We start from the raw sequence: 16,341 nt of genomic DNA, 5'->3' as shown, positions 1-16,341 counted from the left end.
CGCGCGGCAGGACCGGGAACGACCTGGAGGGCGCGTGCACATCGTCGTCATGGGCTGCGGCCGCGTGGGGTCCGCCCTGGCCCTGTCGCTGGAGCGGCTCGGTCACGAGGTGGCCGTCGTCGACCGCGACCCGCAGGCGTTCCGCCGGCTGGGCAGCGACTTCCACGGCCAGGAGGTCGTCGGGGTCGGCTTCGACCGCGAGGTGCTGACCGCCGCCGGCATCCACCGCGCCCAGGCGTTCGCCGCCGTCTCCTCCGGCGACAACTCCAACATCATCTCCGCGCGCGTCGCGCGCGAGACCTTCGGCGTGGAGACCGTCGTCGCCCGGATCTACGACGCGAAGCGCGCCGCGGTCTACGAGCGCCTCGGCATCCCGACCGTCGCGACCGTGCCCTGGACCACCGACCGCTTCCTGCGGATGCTGCTGCCCGACGGCGTCGCGACCGCGTGGCGCGACCCGTCCGGCACCGTCGCGATCATGCAGCTGCCCTTCCACGAGGACTGGTCCGGGCACCCCGTGACCGCCCTCGAGGAGGCCACCGGCAGCCGCGTCGCCTTCATCGTGCGGTTCGGCACCGGGGTGCTGACGAAGCCGGAGACGGTCATCCAGGCCGACGACGTCGTCTACGCCGCGGCCGTGAGCGGGACCGTGGCGTCGGTCACCCAGGCGGCGCTGACCGCGCCGGCGGAGCGGGGGTAGCGCGAGATGCGGGTGACGATCGCCGGGGCGGGCGCGGTGGGCAAGTCCATCGCGGCCGAGCTGATCGAGAACGGCCACGAGGTGATGCTGATCGAGCGGGACCTCGCGGAGGTGGCACCCGAGGCGGTGCCGCAGGCCGAGTGGGTGCACGCGGACGCCTGCGAGGTCGCCTCGCTCGAGGACGCGCAGGTGCAGAACTGCGACGTGGTCATCGCGGCGACCGGGGACGACAAGGTCAACCTCGTCGTCTCGCTGCTCGCGAAGACCGAGTTCGCGGTGCGCCGCGTCGTCGCCCGGGTGAACAACCCGCGCAACGAGTGGCTCTTCACCGAGTCCTGGGGCGTCGACGTGGCCGTCTCCACCCCGCGCATGCTCGCCGCGATGGTCGAGGAGGCGGTCTCGGTCGGCGACCTGGTCCGCCTGCTCACCCTGCGCCAGGGCAAGGCGAACCTCGTCGAGGTGACCCTCCCCGACGACACCGCGCTGGCCGGGCGCCCGGTCCGGGACGTCCCGCTCCCCGCGGACGCCGCTCTGGTGGCGATCCTGCGCGGTGGCCGGGTGATCGTGCCGCAGTCCGACGACCCGCTCGAGGCCGGCGACGAGATGCTGTTCGTGGCCGGCGAGGGCGTGGAGGAGGAGATCCACTCCGTGCTCACCTCGGGCGACCCCGGTGGGCGGGAGCTGATCTGAGGCCCACCGCCCCGGTGTCAGCAGTGCGGCCATGCTGACGCTGGACGTCACAATCGGACCATGTACGGCGCACCTCTGACGCTCCCGGACGGGCGGACCGTGCGCGCCCGGGGCCTGCGGTCCGGTCCACCGCCCGAGGCGCCCGCGTTCGGTCTCTACCTCGGATCGGAACGCGCGGCCCGCCGTCACGACCCCGCCCTGATCTGGCCGCACCGGTGGTTGGTGTGGCCGGACTTCCGCACCCCCCGCCATCCCGACGAGGCCCGGACCGCGATCGAGGCCCTGCACGCGCGCGCCGCGAGCGAGGTCGTCGAGGTCGCGTGCGGCGGCGGGATCGGGCGCACCGGGACGGTGCTGGCCTGCCTCGCGACGCTGGACGGACTCGGTCCGGACGAGGCCGTGGCCTGGGTGCGGGCGCACCACCACCGCCGGGCGGTCGAGACGCCCGGGCAACGGCGCTGGGTCCGCTGGTTCGCGGAGCAGCCGCGGTAGCTGGCAGGCTGCGCGCCATGGACCCGCGGGACCTCTACCGCCGCTGGATCGACGAGCTGTGGAACGGCGACCTCGACGTCGCCCCGGAGCTCGTCGCGGCCGACTTCGTCGGGCACTGGCCGGACCACGACGTCCACGGCCCGGACGAGGTCGCCCGGATCATCGGCGAGACCCACGGGATGCTGGACGCACTGAGCTTCGTCGTGGAGGTCGGCCCGCTGGTCGACGGCGAGCTCGTGGCCGGCCGCTGGCGCGGACGTGGCGTGCAGGACGGGAACCCGGTCACCTTCATCGGCAACGATCTGCTGCGCGTCGCCGACGGCCGGTTCGTCGAGTACTGGGTCGCCTCCCTGCCGCTGCCCTGAGGTGGCTCCACCGACCGGCTGATCGACAACAGGGCAGACTGCGGGCGTGCCCGACCGTTCGCGACGCCGGTGGTCCCTGCACCCGCTCGGGCTCGCGTTGGGGGTGGGGCTCGCGGCGCTGTCCTGCACGCCGACTCTGATCCCGCGGACCGGGTTCTTCCAGGGACTGGTCTGCGGGGTGATGCTGGCCGCGGGCTACCTGCTCGGTGTGATCGTGGCGCGCCTGCTCCGTCCGCTCGTCCACCGCGCCCCGTCTCCTGCCCTACGCGCCGTCGGCTGGGTCCTGCTCGCGATGCTGCTGGTCCCGGTGATCGTCCAGGCCCTGCTGTCCGGGTACCGCTCGCAGGTCGAGCAGGCGGCACTGCTCGGCGTCGCGGCGCCGTCGGTCCCCGACTGGCTGCTCGCGGTGCCGGTGGCGGCGGTGGTCCTGGGGCTCCTGGTCGCGATCGTGCGCGGGGTCCGCGCGCTGCCGCGGTGGCCGCGACGGGTCGTCGTCGGGCTCGGGATCGTCCTCGTGGCCCTCATGGCGGTCTCGGTCGCCGGCATCCCCGGGGTGAACCCGGCCCGCACCGTGCTCGACCGTGCCTTCGCCGCGCAGGACGCGGGCACCTTCGGCGGCGCGACGCAGCCCACCTCCCCGCGACGCTCCGGGTCCCCCGCGTCCCCGTTGACCTGGGAGTCCCTCGGACGGGGCGGCCGCACCTTCGTCTCCGACACCCCCGCCCCGGCCGCGCTGGCGGAGGCCTCCGGCCGGCCGGCGGTCGATCCCATCCGGGTCTACGTCGGCCTGGGCAGCTCCGCGGACGCCGCGGAGCGCGCCCGACTCGCCGTCGACGAGCTGCGCCGCACCGGCGCGTTCGACCGGCCCGTGATCGCCGTGCTGACCACCACCGGCACCGGATTCGTCGACGCCGAGGCCGTGGACGCGCTGGAGCTGGCCTGGGGCGGGGACACCGCCGTCGTCACCAGCCAGTACTCCCTGATGCCGAGTGCGCTGTCGCTGCTGCTCGACGGCGACCGCGTCGCCGACTCCGGCCGCACCCTGTTCGACGCGGTCCGCGCCGCGGTGGACGCGCTCCCCCCGGGTGCCCCGCGGCCGCGGGTCGTGGTCTTCGGGGAGTCCCTGGGGGCGCTGGGCTCGCAGGCGGCGTTCGACTCGGTCGACGAGGTCCGCGATGGCGCGCTGTGGAACGGGCCGCCGAACTCGTCGCCGCTGTGGCGCTCGCTGCTCGAGCGCCGGGACCCCGGCACGCCGGCCGTGCGACCCGTCGTCGGGAACGGGGAGCGGGTGCGGTTCGGCGGGGGCAGCGCCACCCCGTTCCTGACGACGAGTCCTCCCGCGCCCTGGCCGGGCCCGCGCGTGGTCTACCTGCAGCACCCCAGCGACCCGGTCGTCTGGTGGTCGCCCCGGCTGCTCTGGGAGCGGCCGGACTGGCTGGCCGAGCCGCCCGGCGACGACGTCCTGCCGAACGTGCGGTGGTACCCGCTGGTGACGTTCTGGCAGGTCACGATGGACATGATCCGCGCGCAGGAGGTGCCGTTCGGGCACGGGCACAATTACGGGCCCGAGTCGCTGGACGCGTGGATGGACGTCGTCCCGCCGCCGGGCTGGACACCCGCGGACACCGCACGGGTGCACGCCGTGCAGGAGGCCGGCGGGCTGCCCACCCCCGGTGCCTAGGCCGCGCGGCGCCCGACCACCGCGTACGCGCCGACCGGGGTCTCCCCCGTCGGCGCGGGCCAGTCGACGACGTCGCGCATCACGGGCTCGACCAGCTCGAACCCGGTGAACGCGCGGCGGAGCTCGGCGCGGTCGCGGAGGAACACCGGCGAGGCGCTGGTCCGGTAGCCCTCCTGGATGGCCCGGGTGCGGGCGGCGAGCTCCGGGTCGTCGAGGTCCGTGCTCCCGTGGCTGATCGCGAGGACCCCGCCGGGCGCCATGGCGTCGCGGTAGTGGCCGAGGACGGCCGCGACGTCGTCGTCGACGAAGTGCAGGACGGCGACCGCGAGCACCGCGACCGGCCGGGACAGGTCGAGGTGGCCCGCGACGGCGTCGAGGACCTCGCCCGGGACCGTGAGGTCGGCCCGGACCACGTGGACCCGGTCGTGCTCGGCCGTCAGCTCGCGGGCGTACTCGACCGCCACCGGCTCGACGTCGACGTAGGCCACGCGGGCGTCGGGGGCGATCTCGTGGACGTTGCCGACCGTCGGGATGCCGCTGCCGAGGTCGAGGAACTGGTCGATGCCCTGGGCGGTGCACCACCGGACGAGCCGGCGCAGGTAGGAGCGGTTGGCCCGGCACGTGTGCGCCATGTCCGGGTTGCCGGCGAGGATCAGCTCCGCCTGCTTCCGGTCGACCTCGAAGTGGTGCGCCCCGCCGAGGAAGTAGTCGTAGATCCGCGCCGCGTTCGCCCGGTCGACGTCGATGGTCGTCCTCCTCGGATGTGGGGCTCGTCAGATGTGGGGCCAGGCCTCCAGGATCGCGCGGTCGCCGTCGACGTGGAAGTCCGTCGGGGCACGACGGTGCCAGAAGGCGAGCACGATGTCGGACGCCGTGCCGCGGATCGTCGTCGTCGGGCCGGGACGGGGCAGGTCCTCCCGGAGCGTCTCGTCGAGGTCGGTGAGCTCGACGACGAGCGTGGCCTCGTTCGGCGGCATGAAGCCGTAGGCGAACGCGGTCGCGACGAAGGCCTCGAAGAACTCCGCGATGCCGTCGCGTGCGAGGTCGGCGGGAAGCGGCGCGGGCTCGCCGTCCCCCGTCGTGGCCGCGTCCCACCGGTGGATCGCGAACTCGTGGGCCGCGCGCCGGACCCAGTAGGCCGCGTCGTCCTCGAGGACGCTCCAGTTGACCACCCGCGTCCCGGGGTCGGTCTCCCGCAGCAGCCGCAGCAGGGCGGCGAGGTCGACGTCGTAGGTCTGCAGGGCCTCGGACGGCGGCACGACGATCGCGGGGTCACGGGCCTCGCGGGTCCCCGCGAAGAGCCCGTCGAGCGTGCGGCAGAAGCCGGCGGCGTGGGCCAGCAGGTCGGCCCCGGTCCAGTCCGGGCAGCTGCGCACGGTGGTGTCCGGTCGCTCCCGGCAGAGCCGGCCCAGCTCGCGGCCGTCGGCCTCCACCGACTCGATCCACCGGTGCGCATCCATGCCGTGAGGGTGGCGGAGATCCGGGGGGCTGCGCCAGGCGCGACCCCGGATGGCCCAACCCTCGGGCGCACCATTTAGGTTAGGCATGCCTCAAACCCGCCGTCCGAAAGGTGCCGTGGTGCGTAGATCGCTCGTGGCCGTCGTCGCTGTGCTCGTCGCCCTGCTGGCAGGGTGCTCGGGCGGCTCGGAGCAGCCGGCCCCGAGCGGGGGCGCCCCGTCCGCCGACGGCGCCTTCCCGGCGACCGTCCCGACGGCGTTCGGCGACGTGACCGTCCCCGCGGCGCCCCAGCGCGTTGTGGCCCTGGGCTGGAGCGACGCCGAGACCGCCCTGGCCCTGGGCGTGCAGCCGGTCGGCGCGTCGGACTGGCTCGCGGTCGGCGGGGACGGCCTCGGCCCCTGGGTCACCCAGCGCTACACCACCCCGCCGCGGACCCTCGGCACCCTCGAGGTCGACCTCGAGCAGGTGGCCGCCCTGCAGCCGGACCTGATCCTCGACACGCGGTCGTCGGGCACGAAGGAGCGCCACGACCAGCTCGCCCAGCTCGGCGTGCCGGTGGTGAGCATCCCGGCCGGCGGGGAGGACTACCTCACCCCGTGGCGCGACCAGCTCCGCATGGTCGGCGCGGCGGTCGGCAAGCCGCAGGAGGCCGCCCGCCTGCAGGGCGAGCTGGAGAACCGCTTCGCCCAGGTCCGGCAGCAGAACCCGGCCCTGAACGGCGCCACCGTGGTCTCGGGCGCGAAGAACACCCTCGGCGAGTACGCCGCCTACGTCGGGCGCACCGGCCGGGTGGAGTTCCTCCGCGAGCTCGGTCTGGTCAACTCGCCCGCGATCGAGGCCATCCCCACGCAGGGCTTCTCGGTGCCGATCTCGCGCGAGCAGATGAACCTCCTCGACGCGCGCGTCACGATCATGCAGGCGATCAGCGGCAACCCCGCCGACGTCACGGGCGACCCGCTGTGGGGCACCGTCCCGTCCGTCGCGGCCGGGCGCGGGATCGTGCTGGAGGACAAGAACGTCTCGCTGGCCTTCGCCAGCTCGTCGGTGCCCGGCCAGCTCTATGCGCTGGACCGGCTGGTCGGGCCGATCTCCGCGGCCGTCGGGAAGCCGTGACCGCCACCGCGACCGCCGTGACCCCCACGCCCCGCCCCCGGCGCGGCGCGGGGATCACGGCGACGCTGGGGATCGGGGCGGTGCTGCTGGTCGCGGTCGTCGCGAGCCTCGCGATCGGCCCGCGGGCCCTGCCGCCGTCGGTCGTCCTGGACGCGCTGACCGCGTTCGACCCGATGAACCCGGACCACCTGATCGTCACCGAGGTCCGCGTGCCGCGGACCGTCATCGGCCTGCTGGCGGGGCTCGCGCTCGGGCCCGCCGGGGTGCTCGCCCAGGGCCTGACCCGCAACCCGATCGCCGAACCCGGCATCCTCGGACTGAACACGGGCGCCGCGCTCGCCGTCGTGCTCGCGATCGGGCTGCTGGGGATCCGCTCGCTGACGGCCTACGTCTGGTTCGGCTTCCTCGGCGCGGGGGTCGCCGCCCTGATCGTCGCCGGGGTGGCCGGGATCGGGCGCTCGGGGACCGTCAGCCGGGGCGCCACCTCGCCCGCCACCCTCGCGCTGGCCGGCGCCGCCCTGACGGCCGGTCTCGGCTCGGTGACGACCGCGATCCTGCTCACCGACCCGAACGCCTTCGAGGACTACCGCTTCTGGCAGGTCGGCTCGCTCGCCGGCCGCGATCTCGGGATCGCGGGCCAGGCCGCGCCGTTCGTGCTCGCGGGTCTCGCCCTCGCCCTGGTGTGCGGTCCGACGCTGAACGCCCTCGCCCTCGGCGACGACGTCGCCCGCTCCTTCGGCCGCCACGTCGAGCGCGACCGCGTCGTCTGCGGGATCGCGCTGGTCGTCCTCGCCGGGTCGGCGACCGCCGTCGCCGGGCCGATCGCCTTCGTCGGGCTCACCGTGCCGCACATCGTCCGGGCCCTCACCGGCCCGGACCACCGCCGGCTCCTCCCCCTGTCCGCCCTCGCCGCGCCGACGCTGCTGCTGGTCGCCGACGTCCTCGGCCGGGTGGTCGCGACCCCGCGGGAGGTGCAGGTCGGCATCGTCACCGCCGTCCTGGGTGCCCCGCTGTTCATCTGGTTCGTCCGGCGGAAGCGGTTCGTGCGATGACCACGACCCTCGACGCCCCCGCGATCCTCCGGGAGGCCCGGGCCCGTTCCCGACGGCGGGTGGTGCTGGTCGGGGCGGTCCTCGCCGTCGCGACCTTGCTGGCCTTCCTCGCGACCGTCTCGCTCGGCGAGTACCCGATCCCCCCGGGCGACCTCCTGTCGTCGCTGGTCGGCGCGGGGCCGGCCCGGGTGGAGTTCGTCGTGACCCGGCTCCGGCTGCCGCGGGCGCTGGCCGGACTGGCGGTCGGCGCCTCCCTCGGGCTCGCCGGAGCCCTCTTCCAGCGCCTGCTGCGCAATCCGCTCGCCAGTCCCGACATCATCGGCGTCGGGGCCGGCGCGAGCGCGGCCGCCGTCACCGCGCTGACGCTGCTCGGCCTGTCCGGGCTCGCGGTGTCCGGGGCGGCGGTGCTCGGGGCGGCCGCGACCGCCACGCTGATCGTCGTCCTGGCCCGGCGCGGCCGCGGCAGCACCGGCCTGCACGGCGTGCGGTTCGTGCTGATCGGGGTCGGCGTCGGTTCGGCCCTGCTCGCGGTCGTGTCGTGGCTGATGACGACGGCCTCGCTCACCACCGCCCAGCAGACCCTGCTCTGGCTCACCGGCAGCCTGAACTCGGTCTCGTGGGCGTCGGTCACCCCGTTGCTGATCTCGGTCGCGGTCCTCGTCCCCCTCGGGCTGGTCGCGGCGGGCGCCCTGCCCCGGCTCGAGCTCGGCGACGAGGCCGCCGCCGCGCTCGGCCTCGCGGTGGAGCGGTCGCGCCTGGTCCTGCTCGCGATCGCGGTCCTGCTGGTCGCCGCGCCGGTGGCGGTGGCCGGGCCGGTCTCGTTCGTCGCGCTCGTGTCGGGTCCCGTCGCGTCCCGCCTGGCCGGTCCGGGACGGGCCTCGCTGCCGCACGCGGCCCTCGTCGGGGCCCTCCTCGTCCTGGTCTCCGACCTCGTCGCCCGGCACCTGCTCGGCGACGTCCCGCTGCCCGTCGGCGTCGTCACCGGCGTGATCGGCGCCCCGTATCTTCTGTGGCTGCTCGCCCGCGCCCGCGCCGGAGGAACATCATGAGCCTGAGCGCCGACAACCTGACCCTGCGCTACGACGACCGCGTGGTCGTCGACGGTCTGTCGGTCCGGATCCCGACCGGCCGGATCACCGCGATCGTCGGGCCCAACGCCTGCGGCAAGTCGACCCTGCTGCGCGGGCTGGGCCGGATCGTCGCCCCCGCCGCCGGCCGGGTGCTGCTCGACGAGACCGACGTCCGCGAGCTCCCGGCCCGGGAACTCGCGCGCCGGCTCGGGATGCTGCCGCAGTCGCCGGTCGCCCCGGAGGGCATCACCGTCGCCGACCTCGTCGAGCGCGGCCGGTCGCCGCACCAGAGCTGGTTCGGCGGCCGCACGGCCGCCGACGACGCCGCGGTCGGCCGGGCCATGGCCGCCACCGGCGTGCTGGAGCTGGCCGACCGGTCGGTCGACGAGCTCTCCGGCGGGCAGCGCCAGCGGGTGTGGATCGCGATGGTCCTCGCCCAGGACACGCCCACCCTCCTGCTCGACGAGCCGACCACCTACCTGGACATGGCGCACGCCGTCGAGGTCCTCGACCTGCTCGTGGACCGCAACGTCGGTGAGGGCACGACGGTGGCCGTGGTGCTGCACGACCTCGATCTCGCCGCCCGCTACGCCGACCACCTGATCGCGATGCGCGCCGGCGCCGTGGTCGCCGAGGGGACCCCGGCGGAGGTGGTCACCGAGTCGACCGTCGAGACCGTCTTCGGCATCCCGGCCCGCGTGGTGCCCGACCCGGTCTCCGGGACGCCGCTGGTGGTGCCGATCGGCCGGCACCGCGTGAGCGCCCCGGAGCCCGAGCCCCTGGACGTCGACGTCGCCGACGCGCTCCCCGCCGGCGACACGGGCTGCCCGCCCGGGCTCACCTCCGAGGCCGTGCGGGACGTCGTCGGCGAGCCGCACCCCCTGGTGGTCGCCAAGGTCGGCGACCGCGTCGACCCGACCGCGGCCGAGTTCGTCGCCGCCGCGTCGCTGGTGGTGCTCGCCTCCGGGCGTGCGGACGGCGGGATGGACGTCTCGCCGCGGGGCGACCCCGCGGGCTTCGTGCGCGTGCTCGACGACGGAGCCACGCTGGCTCTCCCCGAGCGTCCGGGCAACCGCCGGGTCGACACCCTGCGCAACGTCGTCGACCGCCCGGGTCTGGGGCTGCTGTTCCTGGTCCCCGGGATCACGCACGTGCTGCGGGTGGCCGGGCGGGGCCGGGTGGTCGACGACCCCGACGTCCTCGGCCTGTGGGAGGACCCGCCGCCGCTGGCCCTGGTCGTCGACGTGGTCGACTGCTTCGTGCACTGCTCCCGGGCCCTCACCCACTCCCGGACGTGGACCGGGATCACGCCGGAGAGCACCGTGCCCGGGATCAAGGCCCTGGCCGACGCGGCCCGCGAGGCGCGCGAGCAGGGCTGACGGGTCGGGCGGACCCGGGCCGGGTCAGGCCGGGGCCGCGCCCTCGGCGGCCCGCTCCCGGTCGGCCTCGGCCTTCTCCTTCGCCGCCTCGGTGGCCCGCCGGATGGCCCACACGGTCACCGCCGCCGCGAGCAGGGCGAGCGGGACCCCCATCGCGAGGCGCACCCACCCGAGCCACGAGTCGGCGTACGCGGAGTCGTAGAGCCAGCGCTGCACCACGAACCGCGCGCCGAAGACGACGACCCAGGCCAGCGTCGCGAGGTCGTAGGCCCGGACGAGCGCGGGCGAGCGGCGCCAGGCCTGTCCCTCGCCGTTGACCAGGTGCCAGAGCAGGCCGACCAGGGGCCGCCGCACGAGCACCGAGACCAGGAAGACCCCGCCGTAGACCAGGCTCGTCCAGATCCCCAGCAGGAAGAAGCCCTTGGCCTCCCCGGTGCGCCACGCGATGAGCGCGCACACCGCGACGCCGAACAGCCCGGAGAGGGCGGGCTGCACCTTCTCCCCGCGCACCAGCCGCCAGACCGCGACCGCGACGGCCGAGACCACCGCGGCCACGATCGAGGCGACCAGGTTCTTGAACAGCGCCTGGACCACGACGAACACGACGACCGGGACCGCCGAGGTGACCACCCCGGCGACCCCGCCCATCTGCTCGAGCAGCGTCGGGGCGCGTTCCTCCGGGGCCGCGGGCTCCTCCCCGGCCGGCGGGGGCCCGCCGGCCCCGGGGACGGGGGCGGTCGGGGCGTCCGGAGCGACCGGGGCGAACGCGACCGTGGGGGGCTCGGCGGGGCCGGGGCGACCGGCAGGTCGACCCGCGGGGTGCTCGGAGGGGATGACGCGCTCCTGTCAGCCGGTCAGGGGGCTCGCTGCAGCTCGTAGTACGGGTTGTAGATCACCTTGCGGCCGTCCCGGACGGCCACCCGGCCGCTGGCGCGCAGGGTGCGGCCCGGCTCGATGCCGGGGATGCGCCGACGGCCCATCCACACCAGGGTGACACCGTCGGTCCCGTCGAACAGCTCCGCCTCCAGGGTGGCGACGGAGTCCCGCGGGCAGATCTCCACGGACCGCAGCCGACCCTTGACGGTGATCGCCTCGCCGGTGCCCGCACAGTCGCTGGCGCGGTCGCACCCCGACCGCTCGGCCTCGGCGGACAGATCGTCGGCGTCCAGGTCGGACACGTCGGAGGTGAGCTTGCGGACCATCCGCGACATGAACCCAGGGCTCTTGCCCATCTGGCTGCTCCTCGTCGATGGCACCCCACGGGTGCCGCGCGGGTCCCTCGTCGGACCCGTCGTCAGGGTAGCTCTCCGCGGCGTCCGATCGGGTGTCCCGCCGGACACCTCATGCCCGGCCGGGCGAGGTCCCGGAGTCGGCCTTCTGCGGCAGCATCATCGGGATGACGGGGCCGTCCGGCGAGTTCGTCTGGCGCGGCCGGGTGGGCAGCGTCTGGTACAGCGTGTCGCGGAACGGCTCGGGCACGTCGTCGGGCACCTCGAGCGGCAGCAGCGAGCGCACCGGCAGCGGGTCGGGCGAGCGCACGATCACCGTCCCGCGGACCATGTCCCGCAGCAGCCCGTGCAGTGCCAGGGCGTGCTGGGCGGGGCCGGTGCCGACCCCGCGCAGCAACCAGCGCGGCCCCTCGACCGCGACGACGCGGGCCACCACGTCGCCGTTGCGCGCGACGAGCTCGCGGCCCCACTCGCCGCGGTCGCGGCGGATCGTGGCGCCCTCGTTGTGCAGCTGGGTCGCGAGCTCCTCGACCAGCTCGCCCCACAGGCCGCCGGTGCGGGGCGCGGCGAACGCGCTCACCGTCAGCCGGCCCTCCGGGACCATGACGTGGACCGCGCGCAGCGGCCCGGACGGGTCCGGCTCGCAGACCAGCTTCGCCCCGGGGGGCACCGGCAGCTGCACCGACCCGAGGTCCAGGCGCAGCCGCCCGTCCCGCGGGGCGTTCTCCCCGTCCCAGGGTCCGTGGTGCTGGTGGTGGCCACGGCCCGCGGGCTCGTTCGGCCCGGGCACCTGCGCGATGCGGCCCTTGCGGTGCCGCCCGCGCGCCGGCTCGGTCACGACCACGTCACCTCAGAGCTCCTCAGTCACCGGCCAGCGGAAGGCCGTCCCGTCCTGCATCGGCCACATCGGTCACGTACTCAATACCCTGTCCGTGACCTTCTCGTGATGTGGCCGGGCCGACACCGCGCCCGATGTCACCCGTTAGCCCGGTCGACCCGAACCCGCCGCCGCCCCGCACCGTCTCCGGCAGGGCGTCCACCACCCGCACCGTCGGCAGCTCGACGCGCTGGACGACGAGCTGGGCCACCCGGTCGCCGCGGCGCAGCGCCACCGGCTCGCGGGGATCGTGGTTGACCAGGCAGACGCGGATCTCCCCGCGGTACCCGGCGTCGACCACCCCGGGGGCGTTGACCAGCCCGAGGCCGGCCCGCGCCGCGAGACCGGACCGGGGGCAGACGTACCCCACGTGCCCCGGGGGGAGCGCGACGGCCACCCCGGTCCCGACCAGGACCCGCTCGCCGGGAGCGAGGTCGATGTCGGTGGTGGTCCGCAGATCGAGCCCCGCGTCGTCCGGGTGCGCACGGTCCGGGACCGGCAGCCCCGGGTCGAGGCGGACGAGCGGGAGGTCGGGCACGGCCGTCGAGCGTAGTCCGGGCCGGGCGCCGCCCTCGCGGCCCTCCTACCCTGGACCCCGTGACCCGCGCCCCCGCCCCGAGCGCACCCCCGCCCGGCCTCGAACGACTCGGCCTGCCCTGGTGGGCCTGGCCCCCGGGGCTGCTGCTCGCCGGGCTGCTCGCCGCGGAGGTCCACATGGGCTTCCCCGGCGTCCGGTCGTGGCTGCCCTACGTGGTGCTGCTGCCGCTCGCGGTGGTGGTGCTCTGGCGGATCGGCCACGTCCGGGTCGGGGTGGCGGCCCGCGGGGACGGCGAGCCCGAGGTGTGGGCCGGGGCGGCGCACCTGCCGGTGCGCCTCATCGGGCGCGCCGACGTCGTCCGCGGGGAGAGCAAGCAGCGGGCCCTGGGGCCCCAGCTCGACCCGGCCGCGTTCGTGCTGCACCGGCCCTGGGTCCCGGCGGCGGTCCGGCTCGAGGTCACCGACCCGGACGACCCGACGCCCTACTGGGTCGTCTCGACCCGTCGTCCGGAACAGCTCCTCGCCCGGATCCGGGGCGGGTAGACAGACGAAGGCCCGGCCCGGGAGTCCCGGACCGGGCGTGTGGTCGGTGGAGTCAGGCCGCGCAGTCGCGGCAGATGAACGCGTTGCCGCGCGTCTCGGCGAGGCGACTGCGGTGATGGACCAGGAAGCAGCTGCCACAGGTGAACTCGTCCGCCTGCTTGGGCAGCACCCGCACCGTCAGTTCCTCACCGGAGAGGTCGGCCCCGGGGAGCTCGAAGCTCTCGGCCGTGTCCGTCTCGTCGACGTCGACGGCCGCGGACTGCGCCTCGTTCCGCCGGGCCTTGAGCTCCTCGAGCGAGTCCTCACCGAGCTCGTCGGACTCGTTGCGGCGCGGGGCGTCGTAATCGGTCGCCATTTGGTGTGTCCCACCCTCGTCGTGCCGTGTTCCGTGTCGTGCGCCCGCACAACGCGGGACGAGCACCGTTTGTGCCGGTCCGTTGAGTGACCCGGGTCTCACCGACAGGGCTCTCGGGAGTCTCTCCGTACCGCGGGCGGCGGAAGGGTAGCCGACCGCACCGCGGGATGCCCACGGGTTCTCTCGTCCGTCCGTGTGTTCCCGCCGACAGCCCCCTCCGACCGGTCAGGTGCGGCGTTCGCGCGGCCCCGACACGGCGGCGTCTAGGCTCGCGCCGTGCCCGCTGCGTCGTCCCCTCTCCCGCGCGCCGGCGGGTACCGACGTCGGCACCTGCTCCCGATGGCGCTGCTGGTGATCGTGCTCGCCGTCGCGAGCCTGCTGACCTGGATCGTCGTGTTCGTGAACTCGACGTCGGAGTCGGTCACCTCGTGCACCGCGCCCGTGTCGGGCGGGGGCACGGTGCAGGCCCGGTCGGCCCTCGACCAGACGCCGGCGGCCGCGCCGTCGGCCACCGCGGTGCGGGTGCTCAACGGCGCCGGCCAGCGCGGGCAGGCCCAGCTGGCGGCCGTCGAGCTCGGCGAGCTGGGCATGCCGGAGGCCGCGCCCGCCGACAACGACCCGCTCTACCCGGGTCAGGACCTCGACTGCGTCGGCCAGATCCGCTACGGGCCGGACGGGGCGTCGGCCGCGCGGACGCTCTCGCTCGTGCTGCCCTGCGCGGAGCTCGTCGACGACGGCCGCCAGGGCGCGGCCGTCGACCTCGCCCTGGGCAGCGACTACCGCGACGTGACACCGGGCCAGGGCGTGAACGACGCGCTGAAGGCCCTCGCGCGCAGCGCCGAGTCCGGGACCACCGTCCCGGGCACCGACCCGGCGGCGCTGTCCACGCTGCGCGACGTGGACTGCTCGCAGTAGGTCCTACAGTCCGGCGGCCCCGGCCCCCCGCAGCAGTTCGGCCAGCGGGCCGGCGAGCGCCGGGCCCGCCGCGAACGTCGCCTCCGCGCCCCACCCGTCGTCGGGAACACCGGGACCCGTCGGTCGGCGCACCACCGCACCGGCCTCCTCGGCGATCAGCGCGCCCGCGCACCAGTCCCAGGGCTTCAGTCCGTGCTCGAAGAAGCCGTCGATCCACCCCGCGGCCACCGAGCACAGGTCCAGCGAGGCGCAGCCCTGCCGGCGGATGTCGCCGATCGAGGACGCGACGCGGGCGATCAGGGCGGCCTGGCGCTCCCGGCGGGCGGGGTCGTAGGCCAGGCCGGTCCCCACGACCGCGATCCCGGGCCGGTCCAGCGCGGAGGCGCGCAGCGGGCGGGCGTCCAGCCGCGCGCCGTGCCCGGCGGCCGCGCTCCACACCCGGCCCGACACCGGCTCGACGACGGCGCCCGCGAGCGCGCGTCCGTCGACCTCGACGCCGAGCGAGACCGAGAACCAGGGCAGGCCGTGCGTGTAGTTGACGGTGCCGTCGATCGGGTCGACCACCCAGCGCAGCCGCCCCGGCTCCGGCTCGTCGTCGCCGCCCTCCTCCTCCCCCAGGACCGCGTCCTGCGGACGGAGTTCGGCGAGCCGTTCCCGGACGAGCGCCTCGCACTCCCGGTCGCCCGCGGTGACGACGTCGGTGGCCGAGCTCTTGGTGGCCAGATCCGCGACCGAGAGGTCGCCGACGACCCGGTCCCGCACGGCCAGGGCGAGCGCCGCGGTCTCCCGGGCGATCTCGACGGCGATCTTCTCCAGCGCGGGCGGTTCGCTCCCGGGGACGGAATCGAGCACGTCGTCCATCCGACCACACGTGACTAGGCTCTCGTCCCACGGCGCGAGGGGACGGGGTGTGAACGGCATGCGACGACTGGGCATCGACGTCGGCGGGACCGGCGTGAAGGGCAACGTGGTCGAGACCGAGACCGGGGAGACGGTCGCCGACCGGGTGCGGATCGAGACCCCGCACCCCGCCACCCCGGAGGCGGTCGCGGACACCGTCGCCGCGGTCGTCGAGGCGCACTCCTACCAGGGGCCGATCGGTATCACGCTGCCGTCGGTGGTCAAGGACGGGATCGCCCACACCGCCGCGAACATCGACACGACGTGGCCGGGGACGGACGCGGTCCGGCTGTTCTCCGAACGCCTGGGGCGCCAGCCGGTGTTCGTGCTGAACGACGCGGACGCCGCCGGGCTCGCGGAGGTGCGCTTCGGGGCGGGCGCCGGGCGCCGGGGCGTGGTGTGCGTCCTGACCTTCGGCACCGGGATCGGTTCCGCGGTCTTCCACGACGGCGTCCTGCTGCCCTCGACCGAGCTCGGGCATCTGGAGATCGACGGGCACGACGCCGAGAGCCGCGCCTCGTTCTCCGCGAAGGAGCGCGGCGACCTCAGCTGGGAGAAGTGGACCAAGCGCGTGTCCCGCTACCTGCAGGTCGTCGAGAACCTGATCTGGCCGGACCTGTTCATCCTGGGCGGGGGCGTGAGCAAGCGGGCGCACAAGTGGGTCCCGCTGCTCTACGCGCGCACCGAGATCGCGGTCGCCCAGCTGCAGAACCAGGCCGGGATCGTCGGCGCGGCGATGGCCGCCGCGGAGGACACGAGCCCCTGACCTGCAGATCCTTCCCGACGACGGGGCGGCACGCCGGTCCGGGCTGTGAGGTTCGGGCGGTCGTCACCCGACGTCGTTACAATGGTGTGCAGCCCGCGGCGGTCCCCCGCCGGAACCGGGGCCCGAGGCCACTCCCGACCACTCCGTGTCGTGATCGCCCGCGTCCGGGGTCCGTCGATCCGGTACCGCCCGACGCCCCAGCAGTCGTTCGTCGCGAAA

At 75.3% G+C, this 16,341-nt stretch carries 20 protein-coding genes; 12 read left to right on the top strand and 8 right to left on the bottom strand.

Going from position 1 to position 16,341, the window contains the following annotated elements:
* Positions 1-34: 34 nt before the first annotated feature.
* The 5 genes from QRT03_RS11265 to QRT03_RS11245 are packed head-to-tail and all read left to right on the top strand — an operon-like array spanning position 35 to position 3,928.
* Positions 35-700 carry a potassium channel family protein gene (locus tag QRT03_RS11265; RefSeq protein WP_286052838.1) on the top strand — a complete coding sequence of 222 codons (666 nt, stop codon included), beginning with the start codon at positions 35-37 and terminating at the stop codon, positions 698-700.
* 6 nt (positions 701-706) lie between these two features.
* On the top strand, positions 707-1,390 hold the full coding sequence (locus tag QRT03_RS11260) for a potassium channel family protein (protein ID WP_286052837.1): 684 nt from the start codon (positions 707-709) through the stop codon (positions 1,388-1,390).
* A 60-nt stretch (positions 1,391-1,450) separates the two neighbouring features.
* Complete coding sequence (locus QRT03_RS11255; protein WP_286052836.1) at positions 1,451-1,882, top strand: protein-tyrosine phosphatase family protein; 432 nt, start codon at positions 1,451-1,453, stop codon at positions 1,880-1,882.
* A 17-nt stretch (positions 1,883-1,899) separates the two neighbouring features.
* The gene (locus QRT03_RS11250; RefSeq protein WP_286052835.1) at positions 1,900-2,247 is read left to right on the top strand and encodes an ester cyclase; all 348 of its coding nucleotides are present in this window, start codon (positions 1,900-1,902) and stop codon (positions 2,245-2,247) included.
* 46 nt (positions 2,248-2,293) lie between these two features.
* Complete coding sequence (locus tag QRT03_RS11245) at positions 2,294-3,928, top strand: alpha/beta hydrolase (RefSeq protein ID WP_286052834.1); 1,635 nt, start codon at positions 2,294-2,296, stop codon at positions 3,926-3,928.
* Here the strand turns inward: QRT03_RS11245 and QRT03_RS11240 are convergent.
* Together QRT03_RS11240 and QRT03_RS11235 are read right to left on the bottom strand one after the other, a co-directional pair.
* Complete coding sequence (locus tag QRT03_RS11240) at positions 3,925-4,674, bottom strand: SAM-dependent methyltransferase (protein ID WP_286053350.1); 750 nt, start codon at positions 4,672-4,674, stop codon at positions 3,925-3,927. The two genes, QRT03_RS11245 and QRT03_RS11240, sit on opposite strands and share 4 nt — an antisense overlap.
* Before the next feature lie 27 nt (positions 4,675-4,701).
* Positions 4,702-5,388 carry a maleylpyruvate isomerase family mycothiol-dependent enzyme gene (locus QRT03_RS11235; RefSeq protein WP_286052833.1) on the bottom strand — a complete coding sequence of 229 codons (687 nt, stop codon included), beginning with the start codon at positions 5,386-5,388 and terminating at the stop codon, positions 4,702-4,704.
* A gap of 118 nt (positions 5,389-5,506) precedes the next feature.
* On the opposite strand from QRT03_RS11235, the gene QRT03_RS11230 reads away from it, so the two are divergent.
* The 4 genes from QRT03_RS11230 to QRT03_RS32070 are packed head-to-tail and all read left to right on the top strand — an operon-like array spanning position 5,507 to position 10,000.
* A complete protein-coding gene (locus QRT03_RS11230; protein WP_286052832.1) occupies positions 5,507-6,499 on the top strand; it encodes an ABC transporter substrate-binding protein in 993 nt (330 codons plus the stop codon).
* Positions 6,496-7,551, top strand: coding sequence for a FecCD family ABC transporter permease (locus QRT03_RS11225; protein WP_286052831.1), 1,056 nt, complete (start codon positions 6,496-6,498; stop codon positions 7,549-7,551). The genes QRT03_RS11230 and QRT03_RS11225 overlap by 4 nt, the downstream gene beginning before the upstream one ends.
* A complete protein-coding gene (locus QRT03_RS11220; protein ID WP_286052829.1) occupies positions 7,548-8,600 on the top strand; it encodes a FecCD family ABC transporter permease in 1,053 nt (350 codons plus the stop codon). The genes QRT03_RS11225 and QRT03_RS11220 overlap by 4 nt, the downstream gene beginning before the upstream one ends.
* Complete coding sequence (locus QRT03_RS32070; RefSeq protein WP_345783243.1) at positions 8,597-10,000, top strand: ATP-binding cassette domain-containing protein; 1,404 nt, start codon at positions 8,597-8,599, stop codon at positions 9,998-10,000. Before QRT03_RS11220 ends, QRT03_RS32070 begins: the two co-directional genes overlap by 4 nt.
* Before the next feature lie 24 nt (positions 10,001-10,024).
* Here QRT03_RS32070 and QRT03_RS11205 read toward each other — a convergent pair whose 3' ends face one another.
* From QRT03_RS11205 to dut, 4 genes are all read right to left on the bottom strand, one after another.
* The gene (locus QRT03_RS11205; protein WP_286052828.1) at positions 10,025-10,648 is read right to left on the bottom strand and encodes a DUF3159 domain-containing protein; all 624 of its coding nucleotides are present in this window, start codon (positions 10,646-10,648) and stop codon (positions 10,025-10,027) included.
* Between the two features lie 206 nt (positions 10,649-10,854).
* Positions 10,855-11,232 (bottom strand): OB-fold nucleic acid binding domain-containing protein, encoded by a 378-nt coding sequence (locus tag QRT03_RS11200; protein WP_286052827.1) that lies wholly within the window; start codon positions 11,230-11,232, stop codon positions 10,855-10,857.
* A 109-nt stretch (positions 11,233-11,341) separates the two neighbouring features.
* Positions 11,342-12,067, bottom strand: coding sequence for a DUF3710 domain-containing protein (locus QRT03_RS11195; RefSeq protein WP_286052826.1), 726 nt, complete (start codon positions 12,065-12,067; stop codon positions 11,342-11,344).
* A 22-nt stretch (positions 12,068-12,089) separates the two neighbouring features.
* A complete protein-coding gene (dut, locus tag QRT03_RS11190) occupies positions 12,090-12,644 on the bottom strand; it encodes a dUTP diphosphatase (RefSeq protein WP_425604816.1) in 555 nt (184 codons plus the stop codon).
* A gap of 59 nt (positions 12,645-12,703) precedes the next feature.
* Between dut and QRT03_RS11185 the strand changes: the two genes are divergently transcribed.
* Entirely contained in the window at positions 12,704-13,186 is a 483-nt protein-coding gene (locus tag QRT03_RS11185; protein WP_286052825.1) for a DUF3093 domain-containing protein, read from the top strand.
* A 52-nt stretch (positions 13,187-13,238) separates the two neighbouring features.
* On the opposite strand, the gene QRT03_RS11180 is transcribed toward QRT03_RS11185, so the two are convergent.
* Positions 13,239-13,541, bottom strand: coding sequence for a DUF4193 domain-containing protein (locus QRT03_RS11180; RefSeq protein ID WP_018334507.1), 303 nt, complete (start codon positions 13,539-13,541; stop codon positions 13,239-13,241).
* A 276-nt stretch (positions 13,542-13,817) separates the two neighbouring features.
* Between QRT03_RS11180 and cei the strand changes: the two genes are divergently transcribed.
* Positions 13,818-14,456: an envelope integrity protein Cei gene (gene cei / locus QRT03_RS11175; protein ID WP_286052824.1), complete on the top strand. Its 639-nt coding sequence runs from the start codon at positions 13,818-13,820 to the stop codon at positions 14,454-14,456.
* Between the two features lie 3 nt (positions 14,457-14,459).
* Here the strand turns inward: cei and QRT03_RS11170 are convergent, their stop codons facing one another.
* Positions 14,460-15,317 (bottom strand): inositol monophosphatase family protein, encoded by an 858-nt coding sequence (locus QRT03_RS11170; protein WP_286052823.1) that lies wholly within the window; start codon positions 15,315-15,317, stop codon positions 14,460-14,462.
* Between the two features lie 58 nt (positions 15,318-15,375).
* Here QRT03_RS11170 and ppgK point away from each other — a divergent pair, with 58 nt between their 5' ends.
* A complete protein-coding gene (ppgK, locus tag QRT03_RS11165; RefSeq protein ID WP_286052822.1) occupies positions 15,376-16,122 on the top strand; it encodes a polyphosphate--glucose phosphotransferase in 747 nt (248 codons plus the stop codon).
* Positions 16,123-16,341 lie beyond the last annotated feature (219 nt).

The sequence above is a fragment of the Actinomycetospora termitidis genome, assembly GCF_030286555.1.
GTDB classification, from domain to species: Bacteria; Actinomycetota; Actinomycetes; order Mycobacteriales; family Pseudonocardiaceae; genus Actinomycetospora; species Actinomycetospora termitidis.
Note: the sequence above shows the minus strand (reverse complement) of the source record. Positions and strands in the feature narration are given on the sequence as shown.